Here is an 18,069-nt window from a genome sequence, read left to right as displayed (position 1 = left end):
TCTCAAAAATAAAGCTCCTCATGCCTGTGAGGCCATTGCCTCACGGGCTCGCTGTATCTTGTTCAAAATATCTTCCCCCTTGGCGTTCCAGACATAGCGAGTCGGCTGCGCATTTCGCAGTGCTAGGAACGTGGTGATCGAGCTTTCCAGTTCGCGAACCGAGCTGAAACTGCCGTCACGCAGGTACACCGTGATATCGCGAAAGAAGCGCTCAACCATGTTCATCCACGAGCTGGAGGTCGGGGTGAAGTGCATGTGGAAGCGCTTGTGCTTCTCAAGCCATGCCTTCACTTTCGGGTGTTTATGCGTGGCGTAGTTGTCCACGATCAGATGCAATTGGAGCTGTTTGGGCGTTTCTCGATTGATCTTCTTGAGAAACTCCAGCCATTCCTGATGCCGGTGTTGGCGCTCTATGGAACTGATCAAGCGCCCCTGAAGATAATCCAGCGCAGTGAACAAGGTGACGGTGCCATGGCGGACATAATCGTGCGATTGCGTACGGATATGACCGATCCCCAAAGGCAGTCCAGGCTGGGTACGCTCCAGAGCCTGAACCTGGCTTTTTTCATCGCAACAAAGCACCAATGCCTTATCCGGCGGATCCAGATACAGCCCGATGACGTCCCAGAACTTCTCTTCGAAGTTTGGATCTTTGGACAGTTTGAAGGTACGTGTCAGGTGCGGTTTTATATCGTTGGCGGCCCATATGCGCTGGACGCTGGCCGGTGAAATGCCGGCGACTCGCGCCATGCTTCGACAGCTCCAGCGAGGCTGACCGATACGCGGCTGAGTGACCTGCTCAAGTGTTCGTTTCAACGCTTCGGCCGATAGGGATGGCTTGCGACCTCGTCCGGGCAGATCCACTAGGCCTTGTAGACGCAGCTCTTGAAAGCGCTTGCACCAGCGGGTGACTGAAACAACGGAGAGACCTGTCAACTGGGCAATCTCGTTACGAGAACAACCTCGAGCGGCTAGCAAAATCACCCGTGCCCGACGACCGTCGCGCTGACTGATCGTGGCTGATCTTATGCGCCGACTCAGTTCAATTTGTTCGTCTTCACTGAGCACGATGTCCTGAGAGTTCATGTGATCACTCCAAGCACTGACTGACCACAGAAGCATAGCTCAGGTTAGAAACTTATTTCAGAGACGGCACACTAGTGCTGGCGCCGCCACGCCTTGATCGTGCTGTACACCACGAAGACCGCCAGCACCGGAAGGACGAAGCGCACCATCAGCCGCTCCAGCGTGTCGGCCAGCGGCATGCCGGTGGTAAACGACACGATGTGCAGCCCGTAAGCCAGGTACAACGCCAGCAATAGCAGGCCTTCGAAGCGCGTGATGCGATAACCGGAATAGAACAGCGGCAGGCACAAGGCGGCGACGCCGAGCATCACCGGCAGATCGAAATCCAGCGCATTGGGCGAAACCGACAACGGCACCGGCGTGAGCAGCGCAGTGACGCCTATTACACCCAGCAGATTGAACAGATTACTGCCGATCACGTTGCCCACGGCGATGTCACGTTCGCCGCGAAAAGCGGCAATCAATGAAGTGGTCAAACCTGGCAGGGACGTGCTGACCGCGATCACCGTCAAGCCGATGATACGCTCGGACAAACCCAGGTCGAGGGCGATGATCACCGATGCGGCCACCAGCAGATGGCTGCCAAACACCAGCAGCGCAATCCCGCAGACCAATGCCGTCATGCGCAGCAGAATTGGCCAGGCCTTGGGCGAGCGACCTTTGCTGGCTGACTGTCGGTAAGCAAAGCCCTGGCCGGACTGGCGCAGCACGATCAGCAGATAAGCCAGCAATCCCAGCAGCAGCGTCACGCCGTCGATCACGCCCAGCTCGCCGTTCAACGACAGGACGAAGACCAGGGCGCTGGCGGCGACCATCAAGGGGATTTCCAGGCGCACCAGTTGCCGGGTGACGCGCAACGGGATGACCAGTGCGCACAGGCCCAGCGTCACCAGTACATTGAAAATATTGCCGCCCACCACGCTGCCCACGGCGATGTCCGGGCTGGAGGTGAAGGCCGCTTGCAAGCCGACCGCCATCTGCGGCGCGCTGCTGCCCAGGGCCACAAAGGTCAGGCCGATGAACAGCGGGCGAATGCCAAGAGTCGTGGCGAGGCTGACTGCGGCGCGCACCGACAGCTCGGCGCCGATGACCAGCAGCAGCAGGCCGCTGATCCATTGGATCAGGCTCGGCAGCGGCAGGGTTGAGAGCTGAAGAATTCCGGGCGTCCTTATTCGAGGGCTTGCACACGGACCTGAGCGGTTCCGCTGCGCAGCATACCCAGTTGTGCAGCCGCTGCGCGTGACAAATCGATCAATCGGCCACGGGTGTGCGGGCCGCGATCGTTGATACGCACGACCACTGATTTGTCATTGTCCAGATTGGTTACTTTGACGCGGGTGCCAAAGGGCAGCCGCCGATGTGCTGCGGTCAGTGAGTTCTGATCGAAGCGCTCGCCACTGGCAGTGCGATTGCCGTGATGTTGCGAGCCGTAATACGAAGCGCCGCCGGTTTCATCGTAACCGTGAGGATCGATGAGGCCCGTCGCGCAACCGGTGAGCAGGGAGATCAGGGCGCAAGAGGCAAGAAGCCGCAGCATGGTTTGGTCCTTGGATGTGCAGACGCGTGTTGCCCGTAGGACCGGCTTTAGCCGGGAGGCGTGCTCCCGGCTAAAGCCGGTCCTACGGATCGGTCGCCGCCCTCTGAATCAGCCTTCCAGCTTCTTCTTCAGCAGTTCATTGACCTGCTGCGGGTTGGCCTTGCCCTTGGAGGCTTTCATGGCCTGGCCGACGAAGAAACCAAACATCTTGCCGCGCTTGGCTTCGTCCGCTGCCCGATAATCCACGACCTGCTGCGCATTGGCGGCGAGCATCTCGTCGAGCATCGATTCAATGGCGCCGCTGTCGGTGACCTGTTTCATGCCGCGGGTTTCGATGACCTGATCCGCAGTGCCTTCGCCGTTGGCCATGCCCTCGAAGACCATCTTGGCGATTTTGCCCGAGATGGTGTTGTCGGTGATGCGCAACAACATGCCGCCCAATTGCTCGGCGCTGACCGGGGATTGTTCGATTTCCAGGCCCAGCTTGTTCAGCAGGCTGCCCAGCTCGACCATGACCCAGTTGGCCGCCAGTTTGGCGTCGCCACTGATGCTGACCACTTGTTCGAAGTAGTCGGCTTGCTCGCGGCTTGAAGCCAGGACGCTGGCGTCGTAGGCCGACAGACCGAACTGCGCCTGGAAACGCTCGCGTTTTTGCGGCGGCAGCTCCGGCAGCGTGGCGCGGGTTTCTTCGATGAACGAGTCTTCGATGATCACCGGCAGCAGGTCTGGATCGGGGAAGTAACGGTAGTCGTTGGCTTCCTCCTTGCTGCGCATGGCGCGGGTTTCGTCTTTGTTTGGATCGTAAAGACGGGTCTGCTGGATGACCTTGCCGCCGTCTTCGATCAGATCGATCTGACGCTGGATTTCACTGTTGATCGCCTTCTCGATGAAGCGGAACGAGTTGACGTTCTTGATCTCGCAGCGGGTGCCGAACTCAACCTGGCCCTTTGGACGAATCGACACGTTGCAGTCGCAACGCAGCGAGCCTTCGGCCATGTTGCCGTCGCAGATGCCCAGGTAGCGGACCAGCGCGTGCATGGCTTTGACATACGCCACGGCTTCCTTGGCCGAACGCATGTCCGGGTCGGAAACGATTTCCAGCAGCGGGGTGCCCGCGCGGTTGAGGTCGATGCCGGTCATGCCGCTGAAGTCTTCGTGCAGGCTTTTGCCGGCGTCTTCTTCAAGGTGCGCGCGGGTAATACCGACGCGCTTGACGGTGCCGTCTTCAAGGGTGATATCCAGATGGCCCTTGCCGACAATCGGCAATTCCATCTGGCTGATCTGGTAACCCTTGGGCAGATCCGGATAGAAGTAGTTCTTGCGGGCGAACACGTTGTGCTTGCCGATTTCGGCATCTACCGCCAGGCCGAACTTGACGGCCATACGCACGGCTTCTTTATTGAGCACCGGCAAGACACCCGGCATGCCCAGGTCGACAAGGCTGGCCTGAGTATTGGGCTCGGAGCCAAACGTGATTGAGCTACCGGAGAAAATCTTCGATTGGGTCGACAGCTGGGTGTGAATTTCCAGCCCGATGACAACTTCCCATGACATGTGTGTTTCTCCTTAGAAGCCTGTCGGCGCGCGCAAATGCCAGTCAGTGACTTGCTGGTATTGGTGGGCGACGTTGAGCAGGCGGCCTTCCTGGAAGTACGGGGCAAGCAACTGCACGCCGACCGGCAAACCTTCGACAAAACCTGCTGGCATGGACAAGCCCGGCAGACCCGCGAGGTTGGCGGTGATGGTGTAGAAGTCTTCCAGGTACTCGGAAATCGGATCGTTGTTCTTGGCGCCGATTTTCCAGGCCGGGTTAGGCGTGGTCGGGCCGAGAATCACGTCGACTTCAGTGAAGGCGCTCATGAAATCATTCTTGATCAAGCGACGGATCTTCTGCGCTTGCAGGTAATACGCGTCGTAATAACCAGCGGACAGCGCGTAGGCACCGACCAGGATCCGGCGTTGTACTTCCGGGCCGAAACCCTCGGCGCGGGAGCGCTTGTACAGGTCGGTCAGGTCTTTCGGGTCTTCGCAGCGATAGCCGAAACGCACACCGTCGAAACGCGACAGGTTGGACGAGGCTTCAGCCGGCGCGATCACGTAATAAGCCGGGATGCCGTGTTGCAGGTTCGGCAGGCTGACTTCCTTGACAACGGCGCCGAGTTTTTCCAGCTCCTTGACGCTTTCCAGAACCAGCTCGGCAATACGCGGGTCGAGACCTGCGCCGAAATATTCTTTCGGGATGCCGATGCGCAGGCCTTTGAGCGACTGATTGAGGCTGGCGCTGTAATCCGGCACAGGCTCGTCAATGCTGGTGGAATCCTGCGGGTCGAAACCGGCCATGCCTTGCAGCAGCAGCGCGCAGTCTTCGGCCGAGCGGGCCAGCGGGCCGGCCTGATCGAGGCTCGACGCGTAGGCGATCATGCCCCAGCGGGAAACCCGACCATACGTCGGTTTCAGGCCGGTGAGGTTGGTCAGCGCGGCGGGCTGGCGAATCGAGCCGCCGGTGTCAGTGCCTGTTGCTGCGGGCAGCAAGCGTGCAGCAACCGCAGCAGCCGAACCGCCGGACGAACCGCCCGGCACATGTTCAAGGCTCCACGGGTTTTTCACCGCGCCATAGTGGCTCGACTCGTTGGCCGAACCCATGGCGAATTCGTCCATGTTGGTCTTGCCCAGGGTCACGGTGCCCGCTGCAGCCAGTTTGGCAACCACGGTGGCGTCGTACGGCGCCTTGAAGTTGTCGAGCATCTTCGACGCGCAGCTGGTGCGGATGCCTTTGGTGCAGAACAAATCCTTGTGGGCCAACGGTGCGCCGAGCAACGGATTGTTCTCACCGGCGGCACGACGAGCGTCAGCGGCCTGCGCCTGGGTGATGGCCAGGTCTTCGGTGAGGGTAATGAAGCTGTTGATCTGCGGGTCGAGCTGCGTGATGCGCGCGAGCAGGACACGGGTCAATTCTTCAGAAGAAAACTTTTTTTCGGCGAGTCCGCGGGCGATCTCGGCCAGAGTCATTTGATGCATTGCAGGCTCATTCCCTTACTCGATGACTTTCGGAACCAGATAAAGGCCGTGTTCGACCGCTGGTGCGATGGCTTGGTAAGTCTCGCGATGATTTTGCTCGGTAACGACGTCTTCGCGCAGACGTTGCGACGCTTCCAGCGGGTGCGCCAGCGGTTCGATGCCGGTGGTATCGACGGCTTGCATCTGATCAACCAGCGCAAGAATATTATTTAATGCTTCGGTAGTACGCGGGATATCGGCGTCATTCAGGCCAAGTCGGGCCAGATGAGCGATCTTTTCCACGTCGGAGCGATCAAGCGCCATGGGGTTCTCCAGTGGAATGCTTACGGAACGGATCTGTGTGTTAGATTGGCGAACACTATCGCATTTCTACGGTCATAAGGCCGCGAACGTCTAGGGTCATGCTCGGAAAAGCCGCTAATTTAACATATTGGCTCCTTGCCCAAAATCCCTGTCGTTGTTAGAGTTTGCCGCACTTTTTTACCCACGCGTTCCCTAGGGTCCCTTTCCCATGTTCAAGAAACTGCGTGGCATGTTTTCCAGCGATCTGTCTATCGACCTGGGCACTGCCAACACCCTTATCTACGTGCGTGAGCGCGGTATCGTTCTGAATGAACCATCAGTTGTGGCCATTCGGACCCACGGAAACCAGAAGAGCGTCGTTGCTGTCGGGATGGAAGCCAAGCGCATGCTCGGCCGGACTCCAGGCAACATCGCGGCTATTCGCCCAATGAAAGACGGCGTGATCGCCGATTTCAGCGTGTGCGAAAAGATGCTGCAGTACTTTATCAACAAGGTTCACGAAAACAGCTTTCTGCAGCCAAGCCCTCGGGTGCTGATCTGCGTACCGTGCAAATCGACTCAGGTCGAGCGTCGCGCCATTCGCGAATCGGCCCTTGGTGCCGGTGCACGTGAAGTATTTTTGATCGAAGAACCCATGGCTGCTGCTATCGGCGCCGGTCTGCCGGTTGAAGAAGCACGCGGTTCGATGGTTGTCGATATCGGTGGTGGTACCACTGAAATCGCCCTGATCTCCCTGAACGGTGTGGTTTACGCCGAATCCGTACGGGTTGGCGGCGACCGTTTCGACGAAGCGATCATCACTTACGTGCGTCGTAACTACGGCAGCCTGATCGGTGAATCAACCGCTGAGCGCATCAAGCAGGAAATCGGTACCGCCTATCCGGGCGGCGAAGTGCGTGAAGTCGACGTGCGCGGCCGTAATCTGGCCGAAGGCGTTCCACGTGCCTTTACACTGAATTCCAACGAAGTGCTCGAAGCGTTGCAGGAATCCCTGGCGACCATCGTTCAGGCCGTGAAAAGCGCCCTGGAACAATCGCCTCCGGAACTGGCTTCGGACATCGCCGAGCGCGGTCTGGTATTGACCGGTGGTGGCGCCTTGCTGCGCGACCTGGACAAATTGCTCGCCCAGGAAACCGGTTTGCCGGTCATCGTTGCCGAAGACCCGTTGACCTGTGTAGCGCGTGGCGGTGGCCGTGCGCTGGAAATGATGGATAAGCACACCATGGATCTGCTTTCCAGCGAGTGATTGCTGGCAGCACTTCAGGCAGCCTTATGTTTACAGGTAGCGCTTTGGCTACCTGTATGCGTTAGGCTGACGCCGAAATCCGGTGTTCACTTTCTCATCTGTCCAGGCCGGTTCAATGCCGCATGAATAAGCACAGCCAATTGAAATCTTGCCCTGGAGGAGCGGCCTATTAAACCGCTTTTCACAAAAGGCCCGTCGCTGGGCGTGCGCCTGTTGGTGCTGGTCGTGTTATCGGTAGCGCTGATGGTGGTCGATGCCCGGTTTACCGTGCTCAAACCGCTGCGTAGCCAGATGTCGCTGGTCTTGATGCAGTCCTACTGGATAGTCGATCTGCCGCAGCGCCTTTATCAAGGCGTCGCCAGCCAGTTTGGCAGCCGGACCGAACTGCTCGCCGAAAATGAAAAACTCAAGACCGAGGCTTTGCTTCTGCAAGGGCGCCTGCAAAAACTGGCGGCCCTTACCGAGCAGAACGTGCGTCTGCGCGAGTTGCTCAATTCTTCGGCGCTGGTTAACGAGAAAGTCGAAGTCGCCGAGCTGATCGGCATGGACCCGAACCCGTTCACCCATCGAATCATCATCAACAAAGGCGAACGCGATGGTGTGGTCCTCGGCCAGCCGGTGCTCGATGCCCGCGGCCTGATGGGGCAAGTCGTCGAGTTGATGCCGTACACCTCCCGCGTTCTGTTGCTGACCGACACAACCCACAGCATTCCGGTGCAGGTCAACCGTAACGGCCTGCGCGCCATTGCCAGTGGCACCGGTAACCCGGAGCGCCTGGAGCTGCGCCACGTCGCGGACACGGCGGATATCAAGGAAGGCGATCTGCTGGTGAGTTCTGGCCTCGGTCAGCGTTTCCCGGCCGGTTATCCGGTGGCGACGGTCAAGGAAGTGATTCACGATTCCGGCCAGCCGTTTGCCATCGTTCGTGCCGTGCCGACTGCGGCCTTGAATCGCAGTCGTTACCTGCTGCTGGTGTTCTCCGACGGACGCTCGCCGGAAGAGCGCGCCGCCGAAGCCGCCCAGGCTCAGGAGTCTGCCGAAAAAGCCGCCGAGCCTGCTGCTGCCCAAGGCGCCGGGACCGCAACTCCGGCCACCACTGCACCGGTCAAGCCGGGCGCTGCGCCAGCCGCGACGACGCCAGTGAAGCCAGGTACTGCTGCGCCGACCCATGCGCCAGCAATTCCTGCGACTACCGCACCAAAACCGGCCAGCAAACCCGCCAGCAAGCCGCCGGCCAAGCCTGCCGCAACGCCGGCCGTTACCAAACCACCGGCCGCCGCGCCCGCCACCACTCGGGAGAGAATCGATGGTTAGTCTCGCCCCGGCCCGCAATGGGTGGGTCGTCTGGCTCACTTTCGCGATTGGCCTGCTGTTGAGCGTTTCGCCGCTGCCACAGTTCATGGAAATCTTCCGGCCACTGTGGCTGGCGCTGTTGCTGACCTTCTGGATTCTGGCGCTGCCCCATAAAGTCGGCATGACCACCGCCTGGATGCTGGGCATGATGGAAGACGTGCTGTACGGCACGCTGCTGGGGCAGAATGCGTTGATCCTCAGTCTGATCGCGTTTCTGGTCATGACCTTGCATCAACGCCTGCGAATGTTCCCCATCTGGCAGCAATGCCTCGTTCTCCTGGTCGTGTTCGGTCTCGCCCAACTGGCGCAACTGTGGCTCAGCGCCCTGACCGGCAACCGCCAGCCGACTCTTGCCCTGGTGCTGCCAGCCTTGGTCAGCGCACTGTTGTGGCCTTGGGTCAGTTATGGCCTGCGCGGGTTGCGCAAGCGTTTGAGAATCAACTAACGAGCCTTTGGGCGAACGCGCTTTTATCAGGATGGCGTTCACCCTCATCGACACGGAGATGTCCTCATGCCCCAGCTTCATCTGGCTTCTGGCTCACCGCGCCGCCGTGAATTACTCACTCAGATCGGCGTGCCCTTCACTGTGCTCAGCGCGCAGATAGACGAAACCCCATTACCCAACGAGCCCGCCGTGGCCTATGTCGAGCGTCTGGCGCGCGGCAAGGCCGAGGCCGGGCTTGCGCAGCTGAGTGACGATGACGCTTGCGTCATGGGCGCCGACACTGCCGTGGTGCTCGATGGCCGGATCCTCGGCAAGCCGGTCGACGAAGCCGATGCGCTGGCCATGCTGGCGGCGCTGTCCGGGCGTGAGCATGAAGTGCTGACGTCCATTGCGCTGATCGACCGGCAACGCTGCGAAACCCGAACCGTCAGCAGTCGCGTCCGTTTTCGCAGCATCGCGACACATGAAGCAAAAGCTTACTGGGCCAGCGGCGAACCTCGGGACAAGGCTGGCAGCTATGCTATCCAGGGTCTGGCGGCGATCTTCGTCGAGGGCTTGCAAGGCAGTTATTCCGCTGTGGTTGGGCTGCCGCTGTGCGAAACCGCAGAACTGCTTGGCCGTTTCGGCATACCCTGTTGGCAATGCCTGGAAGGTGACAAGTCATGAGTGAAGAGATCCTGATCAACATCACGCCGATGGAGTCGCGCGTGGCGGTGGTGGAAAACGGTGTTCTGCAGGAAGTCCACGTCGAGCGGACCCAGCGTCGCGGCATCGTCGGCAATATCTACAAAGGCAAGGTCGTGCGGGTATTGCCCGGCATGCAAGCTGCATTCATCGATATCGGCCTGGACCGGGCAGCGTTCATTCACGCCTCGGAAATATCCATGCGTGAAGGCCCGTCCGTGGAAAGCATCAGCTCGCTGGTCCACGAAGGTCAGAGTCTTGTGGTGCAGGTCACCAAGGACCCGATCGGCAGCAAAGGCGCGCGCCTGACCACGCAACTGTCGATCCCTTCGCGGTACCTGGTGTATATGCCGCGCACGGCGCATGTCGGTATTTCCCTGAAGATCGAGGATGAAGCCGAACGCGAGCGACTCAAGAAAGTCGTGACCGATTGCGTTGCCCTCGAAGGTATCAAGGAAGCGGGCGGGTTCATTCTGCGCACGGCAGCCGAAGGCGCCGGTGCCGACGAAATCCTCATGGACATTCGCTACCTGCGCAGGCTTTGGGATCAGATCGGCGAGCAAATCAAGACCGCCTCGACACCCAGCGTGATCTACGAAGACCTCGGCCTTGCGCTGCGCACCTTGCGCGATCTGGTCAGCCCGCGCATCGAGAAAATTCGCATCGACTCGCGGGAAACCTTCCAGAAAACCACGCAATTCGTTGCCGAACTGATGCCGGAAATCGCTGATCGTCTGGAACACTATCCGGGTGAGCGGCCGATTTTCGATCTGTACGGCGTCGAGGATGAAATCCAGAAGGCTCTGGAGCGCAAAGTCCCGCTCAAGTCGGGCGGCTATCTGGTGATCGATCCGGCCGAAGCCATGAGCACCATCGACGTCAATACCGGTGCGTTCGTCGGCCATCGCAACCTCGAAGAAACCATCTTCAAGACCAACCTGGAAGCGGCAACCGCGATTGCCCGCCAGCTGCGCCTGCGCAATCTGGGCGGCATCATCATCATCGATTTCATCGACATGGAAGACGGCGAGCACCAACGCCAGGTTCTGCGTACGCTGGAAAAACAGCTTGAGCGTGACCACGCCAAGACCAACATCATCGGCATCACCGAGCTGGGTCTGGTGCAGATGACCCGCAAGCGCACCCGCGAAAGCCTTGAACAGGTGTTGTGTGAGCCGTGCAGCAGTTGTCAGGGCCGTGGCAAGCTGAAGACCCCGGAAACCGTGTGTTACGAAATCTTCCGCGAGATCCTGCGCGAAGCGCGGGCCTATCAGGCGGTGGGTTATCGGGTGCTGGCCAACCAGCGTGTCGTGGATCGACTGCTCGATGAAGAGTCCGGAAACGTCGCGGAACTGGAAGGCTTCATTGGCCGTACCATTCGTTTTCAAGTAGAAACCATGTATTCCCAGGAACAATACGACGTGGTGTTGCTCTGACCTTGCACGTAGTGAACATGTATCGAGAACAGTGCCGTAGGGCCAGCGGCAAGGACGCCCTTATAACGAGAATTATGCGTGGCAAATGAGCAAAACCCGGACGTACTCGCACCTGCACGATTGAGCCGGGCCCATTTCACGCAAGCTGAACTTTGCGGACCCCGGCGCGGAGGCTCTTGGACATGGAGCGTCTGACACGTATTTTTGCCACCCTGACGCGTTGGGGGCTGATGCTGTGCGCGCTGGTTCTGGTGCTGGCGGCGCTGTACGTCAGCGTCGGTCGTCAGCTTACGCCGCTGATTTCCGAATACCGCGCTGAAGTCGAGAGCAAGGCGCGCGCCGCTTTGGGCATGCCCTTGGCAATCGGCAGCCTGGAAGGCAGCTGGAGTGGTTTTGCACCCATCTTCGTGGCTCACGATGTGATGCTGGGCGAAGGGACGGCCACGGTTCGCCTGGATCAGATCCGCGCGGTGCCTGATTTGTGGGCAAGCCTGCTGGCCCGGGAAGTGCGTATCGCGCATCTGGAGGTCAACGGCCTGCAAGTGAGCTTGAAGCAGGATCAGGACGGGCGCTGGGCGCTGCAGGGTTTGCCGGTCAGCAATGACAAGCCTTTCGATCCGCAACAGGTCCTGACCCAGATGCAGATGGTTTCGCGTCTGTCGCTGCTCAACAGTCAGATTACCCTGCAGCCGTTCGGCCAGGCGCCATTCACGCTGACTTACGTGAACCTCAGCCTCGCCACCGGCAGCTATCACCAGCGTCTCGATGCGCGGCTGACGTTGCCGGACGGGCACCCCGTGGCCCTGAACCTGCGTTCGCGCATCCAGGCCAGCAAATGGCAGGAAGGCGAGGCCGATGTGTATCTGAGCCTGCCGCAGAGCGAGTGGGCGCAATGGCTGCCGAAAACCCTGACCCGTGAGTGGAAAGTTTCCACGCTGAAGGCGGGCGGCGAATTCTGGCTGAGTTGGGGCAAAGGCACGGTCCAGAGTGCGGTGGCGCGGATCAACGCTCCGCAAGTCAAGGCGGGCTATGCCGAACGCAAGGCTTCGACGATCAACAATCTGGCCCTCAATGCCTGGTTCAAACGCAACGAAACAGGCTTTGACGTAACCCTGGGTTCCCTCGCCATGGACCTGGGCGCCAAGCGCTGGGAAAGCCGGGTTCAACTCAATCAGCAGGTCGCCACGGCCGACACCGAAGAGCTCTGGCATGTTCAGGCCGATCGTCTGGACCTGACGCCGGTCACGCCGTTGATTGATTCACTGGCACCGCTGCCGGACAAGCTGATGGCCGTCATCGACAGCCTCAAGGTCACCGGTGGCCTGCGCAACGTGTTGCTGGATTTCCGCCCGCAAGCCACCGGCGACAAGCGACTGAGCTTCGCCGCCAATCTGGACAAGGTCGGTTTCAACGCCTATCACGGCGCACCCGCTGCCGGGAATGTCAGCGGCGCGATCAGCGGCGATCTCGGTCAGGGCGAACTGCGTCTGGCCAGCGAAGATTTCATGCTGCATCTGGACCCGATCTTCGCCAAGCCCTGGACCTATCCGAAAGCCAACGCGCGTCTGACCTGGCGTCTGGATGAGAAAGCGTTCACGTTAATTGCGCCGTACATCAAGGTGCTCGGCGACGAAGGCAAGATTGCGGCGGATTTCCTGATTCGCATTCATCTGGATAATAGCCAGGAAGACTACATGGACCTGCGGGTCGGCATGGTCGATGGCGACGGGAGCTACACCAGCAAATACCTGCCGGCGGTGCTCAGCCCTGCGCTGGACGAGTGGCTGCGCACGGCGATTCTGGCGGGCAAGGTCGACCAGGGTTTCTTCCAGTACCAAGGCTCTCTGAACAAGGGCGCGCCAGACACCGCGCGGGTGATCAGCCTGTTCTTCAAAGTGCGTGACGCGACCCTGGCGTTCCAGCCGGGCTGGCCACAGCTGACCGGCGTCAACGGCAAGGTCTACGTGGAAAACAGCGGCGTGCGCATCAAGGCCAGCAAAGGCCAGTTGCTCAATACCCAGGTCAGCAACGTGTTGGTGAATATCCCGCATGTGCCGGCAGGGCAGGACAGTCATTTGCTGGTGGACGGTGACTTTGCCGGTGGTCTGGCTGATGGCGTGAAGATTCTCCAGGAAGCGCCCATCGGTACCGCCAGCACCTTTGCCGGCTGGCAAGGCGAGGGTCCGTTGCAAGGCAAGCTGAAGCTGGATATTCCGCTGGTCAAAGGCCAGGAGCCGAAGATCGCGGTGGATTTCAGTACCGACGGGGCGCGGCTGAAACTCAGCGATCCAGTCCTGGAACTGACACGGCTCAAGGGTGACTTCCGTTTTGACAACGCCAAGGGCCTGAGCGGCAAGGGCGTGCGGGCGCAAGCCTTTGATCGTCCGGTGACGGCGGAAATCGCCGCGGAGGGCAAGCCGGGGGCAAACATCACCCGAGTGGTCGCCAGTGGCCAGATCACGGTGCCCAAACTTACCGAATGGCTGGGCGTGACCCAGGCGCTGCCGGTGTCCGGCGATCTGCCGTATCAGCTGCAACTGACGCTGGGCAATGACAGCCAGTTGAAGATCAATTCCAGTCTCAAAGGCGTGGTTATCGATTTGCCGGCACCGTTTGGCAAAGCCGCCGATGAAAGCCGTGACAGCGAATTCCGCATGACCTTGCAAGGCGCCGAGCGCCGATATGGCCTCACCTATGCGAACCTCGCCAGTCTGGCGTTTGCCTCTCCCGCAGGGAAGCTGGCGGACGGGCGTGGTGAATTGTTCCTCGGCGACGGCGGTGCCATCGTTCCCGACGCCAAGGGGCTGCGTGTACGCGGTTCCCTGTCGGAACTGGACGTGGCGCCATGGCAAGCGGTTGTCGAACGTTACGCGGGCAATGATCCGGGTGGCAGCGCCAAACAGTTGGTCAACAATGTGGACCTGCAAATCGGCAAGCTCACCGCCATGGGCACCACCCTTGATCAAGCCAGTGTCCAGCTCAAGCGCAGCGACACGGCCTGGGGATTGTCGCTGGACAGCCAGCTGATCAAGGGCAGCGCAAGCATTCCCGACGCGAAAACCGCGCCCATCGGTATCGACCTGCTTTACGTGCGTCTGCCAGCTGCCGATCCGAATGCCGCAGTCATCGAAAACGCGCCGGACCCATTGGCCGATGTCGACCCGACCAAAATTCCGGCGATGAATATCAAGATCACTCAGGTGTTTCAGGGCGAGCAGTTGGTCGGCGCGTGGTCGCTGAAAACCCGGCCGACCGCGACCGGCATCCGCTTTCTGGATATGGACATGGGCCTCAAAGGCATGCTGTTGCAGGGCGAAGGCGTCTGGGAAGGCGCGCCGGGCTCCAGCAGCAGCTGGTACAAGGGCCGTCTGGATGGCAAGAATCTCGCTGACGTCCTCAAAGGCTGGGGATTTGCGCCGACGGTCACCAGTGAGGATTTCGAATTGAACGTCGATGGCCGCTGGCCCGGCTCTCCGGCCTGGGTCGCCCTCAAGCGTTTCTCCGGCAGCCTGGACGCAACCTTGCGCAGCGGCCAGTTCGTCGAAGTCGAAGGTGGAGCCGCAGCGCTGAGGGTCTTCGGTCTGCTTAACTTCAACTCCATTGGTCGCCGTCTGCGCCTGGATTTCTCGGATTTGCTTGGCAAAGGCCTGAGCTATGACCGGGTCAAAGGGTTGCTGGTGTCCAGTGATGGCGTCTACGTGACCCGCAAGCCGATCACCCTGGCCGGACCGTCGAGCAATCTGGAGCTGGACGGCACGTTGGACATGGTCAAGGACCGGGTCGACGCCAAGCTGTTGGTGACTTTGCCGGTGACCAATAACCTGCCGATTGCAGCGCTGATCGTCGGCGCTCCGGCCATTGGCGGCGCGCTGTTCCTGGTCGACAAGCTGCTGGGTGATCGGGTCGCGCGGTTTGCCAGCGTGCAATACAAGGTCGAAGGCCCGTGGAAAGAACCTAAGATCACCTTCGACAAGCCTTTTGAGAAACCTCAATAACACGCCATGGAGTACAGTGGTGGCCTGTCATCAGCGGAGTGCGCCATGTCTTTTGCCGTGATTCAAATGGTCAGTCAGAGCGATGTCCTGGGCAATCTGGACCGAGCGCGCCGCTTGCTTGAGCAGGCTGCAGCCTCGGGCGCACGCCTGGCGGTATTGCCGGAAAACTTCGCTGCCATGGGTCGTCGCGACGTCGCCGATATCGGTCGCGCCGAGGCTCAAGGGCAAGGGCCGATCCTTCCGTGGTTGAAACTGGCCGCTCGCGACCTCAAGTTATGGATAGTTGCCGGCACTTTGCCGCTGCCACCCGGTGATCAGCCGAACGGCAAAGTCACCGCCTGCTCGCTGTTGATCGATGAGCACGGCGAACAGGTGGCGCGTTACGACAAGCTGCACCTGTTCGATGTGGACGTGGCGGACAACCGGGGCCGTTATCGTGAGTCGGATGACTATGCTCATGGCAATAACGTAGTGGTTGTCGACACGCCCGTGGGTCGGTTGGGTTTGAGCGTGTGTTACGACCTGCGCTTCCCTGAGCTGTACAGCGCCTTGCGTGAAGCAGGCGCCGAATTGATTACTGCACCGTCGGCCTTCACCGCCGTTACCGGTGCGGCGCATTGGGACATTCTTGTCCGGGCGCGGGCCATTGAAACCCAGTGTTATCTGCTGGCGGCCGCGCAAGGCGGGGTCCATCCGGGGCCTCGGGAAACTTATGGGCACGCCGCGATCGTCGACCCCTGGGGTCGAGTGCTGGCCGAGCAGGCGCAGGGTGAAGCCGTGCTGCTGGGCGAACGCGACATAGATGAACAGGCGTCCATACGGGCGCGGATGCCGGTGTCCAGTCACCGGCGCTTTTTTTCGCAGGACGCATTGCGGCCTGTGCAGACCTCGGAGTGAATATGAGCGACTTGTCCTCAGTCAGCGAACACCTTCTGGCCCCCGGCGGCGTGACCCTCGACAGCCTTCAATCGGTGCTGGGCGAGCTGGCCGGCCCGGGTATCGACGCGGCTGACCTGTATTTCCAGGGTCAGATTTCCGAGTCCTGGTCGCTGGAAGACGGCATCGTCAAGGAAGGCAGTTTCAACCTCGATCAAGGCGTTGGTGTACGGGCGCAATCGGGTGAGAAAACCGGCTTCGCCTACAGCAACGCGATTACCCATGAAGCCTTGAGCACGGCGGCGCGCGCGGCGCGTTCGATTTCCCGTGCCGGCCAGAACGGCACCGTTCAGGCGTTCACGACCCAGGACGTTGCCCAGTTGTACGCGCCGGACAACCCGCTGGAAGTCATGACGCGCGCGGAGAAGGTCGAACTGCTCAAGCGTGTCGATATCGCTACCCGGGCTCTGGATACGCGTATCCAGCAGGTGACCGTGAGCATGGCCGGGGTTTGGGAACGCATTCTTGTAGCCTCCACCGATGGCAGTCTGGCCGCCGATGTACGCCCGCTGGTGCGCTTCAACGTCAGTGTGATCGTTGAGCAGAACGGCCGTCGCGAGCGCGGCGGGCATGGCGGCGGCGGGCGTACCGATTACCGTTATTTCCTCAGCGACGACCGCGCCATGGGTTACGCCCGTGAAGCGTTGCGTCAGGCGCTGGTCAACCTGGAAGCCATTCCGGCACCGGCCGGCACGTTGCCAGTGGTGTTGGGCTCCGGTTGGTCGGGCGTGTTGCTCCACGAAGCCGTGGGCCATGGTCTGGAAGGCGATTTCAACCGCAAGGGCAGTTCCGCGTACAGCGGGCGCATGGGTGAAATGGTCGCGTCCAAGCTGTGCACCATCGTTGATGACGGCACGCTGGCCGGTCGTCGTGGTTCGCTGAGCATCGATGACGAAGGTACGCCGACCGAATGCACCACGCTGATCGAAAACGGCGTCCTCAAGGGCTACATGCAAGACAAGCTCAATGCGCGGCTGATGGGCGTGGCGCGGACCGGTAACGGTCGCCGCGAATCCTATGCCCATCTGCCGATGCCACGCATGACCAACACCTACATGCTGGCCGGGCAGAGCGATCCGCAGGAAATCATTGCTTCGGTGAAGCGCGGGATTTATTGCGCCAACCTCGGCGGCGGCCAGGTCGACATCACCAGCGGCAAGTTCGTGTTCTCCACCAGCGAAGCGTATTTGATCGAAGACGGCAAGATCACTGCCCCGGTCAAAGGCGCGACCTTGATTGGTAACGGCCCGGAGGCGATGAGCAAGGTGTCGATGGTGGGTAATGACTTGTCGCTGGACAGCGGCGTCGGCACCTGCGGCAAAGATGGCCAGTCGGTTCCGGTAGGCGTGGGTCAGCCGACCCTGAAGATCGATGCGATCACGGTGGGCGGCACGGGCGGTTAAGGGTGAAGCCGGGGCGGATCGTCAAACAGTCCGCCCCGCGACTTGAAGCTAGCGCAAGCCGCGCAGCGTCTCATCCAGTTCACGAATGTACTTGAAGATTTTACGGCTGGAGGCCGGTGGCTTGTTTTGCGCAAGCTCGTGTTGAGCCTGGCGAATCAAGGAACGCAGTTGTTGGCGATCCGCATCCGGATATTCGCTGACAAACTTCTCCAGCACGGCGTCATCGCCCGCGATCAAGCGATCACGCCAGCGTTCCAGACCATGAAAACGTTCGTTGTATTGGCGAGTGGAGGCATCGAGTTGATCAAGCAACACCAGAATGGCGTCCTGATCCTGATCGCGCATCAGCTTGCCGATGAACATGATGTGCCGTTTTCGCGCAATGTTGGCCGTGTGCTTGGGCGCATCGGCCAGGGCCTTGCGCAAGGCGTCGGTCAACGGCAGCTTGGCCAGCAAGTCAGGCTTGAGCGTCGTCAGGCGTTCGCCGAGATCAACCAGAGCATGCAGCTCGCGTTTGACCTGAGTTTTGCTTTTCTCCCCGTCGAGGGAGTCGTCGTAAGAATCAACCATGGGGGCAGTCCGCAAATAAACGCCGCCATGATAACCAGTCGGGGGCCGCTTGTCCGG

15 protein-coding genes are annotated in these 18,069 nt (G+C 60.3%); 8 read left to right on the top strand and 7 right to left on the bottom strand.

Translation table 11 applies throughout. From position 1 onward, the window contains the following. Positions 1-18: 18 nt before the first annotated feature. From AABC73_RS24150 to gatC, 6 genes are all read right to left on the bottom strand, one after another. Positions 19-1,086, bottom strand: coding sequence for an IS630 family transposase (locus tag AABC73_RS24150; protein ID WP_034136202.1), 1,068 nt, complete (start codon positions 1,084-1,086; stop codon positions 19-21). 71 nt (positions 1,087-1,157) lie between these two features. Then, on the bottom strand, positions 1,158-2,210 hold the full coding sequence (locus AABC73_RS24145) for a calcium/sodium antiporter (protein ID WP_341524322.1): 1,053 nt from the start codon (positions 2,208-2,210) through the stop codon (positions 1,158-1,160). 44 nt (positions 2,211-2,254) lie between these two features. Beyond that, positions 2,255-2,623 (bottom strand): septal ring lytic transglycosylase RlpA family protein, encoded by a 369-nt coding sequence (locus AABC73_RS24140; RefSeq protein WP_341521265.1) that lies wholly within the window; start codon positions 2,621-2,623, stop codon positions 2,255-2,257. A gap of 108 nt (positions 2,624-2,731) precedes the next feature. Further along, the gene (gene gatB, locus AABC73_RS24135; protein WP_341521264.1) at positions 2,732-4,177 is read right to left on the bottom strand and encodes an Asp-tRNA(Asn)/Glu-tRNA(Gln) amidotransferase subunit GatB; all 1,446 of its coding nucleotides are present in this window, start codon (positions 4,175-4,177) and stop codon (positions 2,732-2,734) included. 12 nt (positions 4,178-4,189) lie between these two features. Next, positions 4,190-5,641, bottom strand: a complete 1,452-nt coding sequence (gene gatA / locus AABC73_RS24130; RefSeq protein WP_341521263.1) for an Asp-tRNA(Asn)/Glu-tRNA(Gln) amidotransferase subunit GatA — start codon at positions 5,639-5,641, stop codon at positions 4,190-4,192. Positions 5,642-5,656: 15 nt separating this feature from the next. Next, entirely contained in the window at positions 5,657-5,944 is a 288-nt protein-coding gene (gene gatC, locus AABC73_RS24125; protein WP_020292893.1) for an Asp-tRNA(Asn)/Glu-tRNA(Gln) amidotransferase subunit GatC, read from the bottom strand. Positions 5,945-6,152: 208 nt separating this feature from the next. On the opposite strand from gatC, the gene mreB reads away from it, so the two are divergent. From mreB to tldD, 8 genes are all read left to right on the top strand, one after another. Beyond that, positions 6,153-7,190: a rod shape-determining protein MreB gene (gene mreB, locus AABC73_RS24120; protein ID WP_020292894.1), complete on the top strand. Its 1,038-nt coding sequence runs from the start codon at positions 6,153-6,155 to the stop codon at positions 7,188-7,190. A gap of 168 nt (positions 7,191-7,358) precedes the next feature. After that, positions 7,359-8,504, top strand: coding sequence for a rod shape-determining protein MreC (mreC, locus tag AABC73_RS24115; protein ID WP_341524321.1), 1,146 nt, complete (start codon positions 7,359-7,361; stop codon positions 8,502-8,504). Further along, a complete protein-coding gene (gene mreD, locus AABC73_RS24110; protein WP_341521262.1) occupies positions 8,497-8,988 on the top strand; it encodes a rod shape-determining protein MreD in 492 nt (163 codons plus the stop codon). The genes mreC and mreD overlap by 8 nt, the downstream gene beginning before the upstream one ends. Before the next feature lie 66 nt (positions 8,989-9,054). Further along, positions 9,055-9,654 carry a Maf family protein gene (locus AABC73_RS24105; protein WP_341521261.1) on the top strand — a complete coding sequence of 200 codons (600 nt, stop codon included), beginning with the start codon at positions 9,055-9,057 and terminating at the stop codon, positions 9,652-9,654. Continuing rightward, positions 9,651-11,108 (top strand): ribonuclease G, encoded by a 1,458-nt coding sequence (gene rng, locus AABC73_RS24100; protein WP_331151098.1) that lies wholly within the window; start codon positions 9,651-9,653, stop codon positions 11,106-11,108. The genes AABC73_RS24105 and rng overlap by 4 nt, the downstream gene beginning before the upstream one ends. A 182-nt stretch (positions 11,109-11,290) precedes the next feature. Next, the gene (locus tag AABC73_RS24095) at positions 11,291-15,103 is read left to right on the top strand and encodes a YhdP family protein (protein WP_341521260.1); all 3,813 of its coding nucleotides are present in this window, start codon (positions 11,291-11,293) and stop codon (positions 15,101-15,103) included. A 45-nt stretch (positions 15,104-15,148) separates the two neighbouring features. Continuing rightward, a complete protein-coding gene (locus AABC73_RS24090; RefSeq protein ID WP_341521259.1) occupies positions 15,149-16,000 on the top strand; it encodes a carbon-nitrogen hydrolase family protein in 852 nt (283 codons plus the stop codon). Between the two features lie 2 nt (positions 16,001-16,002). After that, positions 16,003-17,442, top strand: coding sequence for a metalloprotease TldD (gene tldD, locus AABC73_RS24085; RefSeq protein WP_341521258.1), 1,440 nt, complete (start codon positions 16,003-16,005; stop codon positions 17,440-17,442). A 48-nt stretch (positions 17,443-17,490) separates the two neighbouring features. Here tldD and yjgA read toward each other — a convergent pair whose 3' ends face one another. Beyond that, a complete protein-coding gene (gene yjgA, locus AABC73_RS24080; protein WP_020292902.1) occupies positions 17,491-18,012 on the bottom strand; it encodes a ribosome biogenesis factor YjgA in 522 nt (173 codons plus the stop codon). Between the last annotated feature and the right edge of the window lie 57 nt (positions 18,013-18,069).

It is taken from the genome of Pseudomonas sp. G.S.17 (assembly GCF_038096165.1).
In the GTDB taxonomy this organism is placed as follows: Bacteria; Pseudomonadota; Gammaproteobacteria; order Pseudomonadales; family Pseudomonadaceae; genus Aquipseudomonas.
The sequence above is the reverse complement of the archived record's forward strand: the minus strand, read 5'-3'. Positions and strand labels throughout refer to the sequence as shown.

Coding starts and splice junctions, on each gene's coding strand:
- AABC73_RS24150 (WP_034136202.1), bottom strand. CDS start 1,086: ATGAACTCTCAGGACATCGTGCTCAGTGAAGACGAACAAATTGAACTG.
- AABC73_RS24140 (WP_341521265.1), bottom strand. CDS start 2,623: ATGCTGCGGCTTCTTGCCTCTTGCGCCCTGATCTCCCTGCTCACCGGT.
- gatB (WP_341521264.1), bottom strand. CDS start 4,177: ATGTCATGGGAAGTTGTCATCGGGCTGGAAATTCACACCCAGCTGTCG.
- gatA (WP_341521263.1), bottom strand. CDS start 5,641: ATGCATCAAATGACTCTGGCCGAGATCGCCCGCGGACTCGCCGAAAAA.
- gatC (WP_020292893.1), bottom strand. CDS start 5,944: ATGGCGCTTGATCGCTCCGACGTGGAAAAGATCGCTCATCTGGCCCGA.
- mreB (WP_020292894.1), top strand. CDS start 6,153: ATGTTCAAGAAACTGCGTGGCATGTTTTCCAGCGATCTGTCTATCGAC.
- mreD (WP_341521262.1), top strand. CDS start 8,497: ATGGTTAGTCTCGCCCCGGCCCGCAATGGGTGGGTCGTCTGGCTCACT.
- AABC73_RS24105 (WP_341521261.1), top strand. CDS start 9,055: ATGCCCCAGCTTCATCTGGCTTCTGGCTCACCGCGCCGCCGTGAATTA.
- rng (WP_331151098.1), top strand. CDS start 9,651: ATGAGTGAAGAGATCCTGATCAACATCACGCCGATGGAGTCGCGCGTG.
- AABC73_RS24095 (WP_341521260.1), top strand. CDS start 11,291: ATGGAGCGTCTGACACGTATTTTTGCCACCCTGACGCGTTGGGGGCTG.
- AABC73_RS24090 (WP_341521259.1), top strand. CDS start 15,149: ATGTCTTTTGCCGTGATTCAAATGGTCAGTCAGAGCGATGTCCTGGGC.
- tldD (WP_341521258.1), top strand. CDS start 16,003: ATGAGCGACTTGTCCTCAGTCAGCGAACACCTTCTGGCCCCCGGCGGC.
- yjgA (WP_020292902.1), bottom strand. CDS start 18,012: ATGGTTGATTCTTACGACGACTCCCTCGACGGGGAGAAAAGCAAAACT.